At 71.0% G+C, this 372-nt stretch carries 1 protein-coding gene; it reads right to left on the bottom strand.

What is annotated here, in order from left to right:
* Nucleotides 1–372: hypothetical protein (locus HKX41_10675; GenBank protein NNC24594.1), on the bottom strand; the 372-nt coding region annotated here is incomplete at both ends.

Genomic DNA, 372 nt, shown 5'->3' with positions numbered 1-372 from the left:
GCTGAAGGTCTGGTTATAGGCGACGCCGACGGTGGCGCCGGGGATGGTGGCCGGATTGACCACGATCGTCGGCGGCTCGAGCACGGTGCCGGTGTAGGTGCGGGTGCGGAACGCGACCGCCGGCACGCCCGGGCCGGGCAGGCTGGAGTCGGTGGACTTGATGGTGACGCTGTAGGCGCCCGACACGGTCGGCGTACCGACGATCGCGCCGCCGCTCAGGCTCAGGCCGGCCGGCAGCGCGCCGGTCTCGATGGTGTAGTTGTACGGCCCATAGCCGCCGCTGCCGGTCAGGGCGATGTTGTAGCTGCCGGTGCGGTACAGGGTCGGCAGCGCCGCCGGGGTGAAGTCGTGCGGGTCGTTGGGAATCGCGAT

It is taken from the genome of Salifodinibacter halophilus (genome assembly GCA_012999515.1).
In the GTDB taxonomy this organism is placed as follows: domain Bacteria; phylum Pseudomonadota; class Gammaproteobacteria; order Nevskiales; family Salinisphaeraceae; genus Salifodinibacter; species Salifodinibacter halophilus.
Note: the sequence above shows the minus strand (reverse complement) of the source record. Positions and strands in the feature narration are given on the sequence as shown.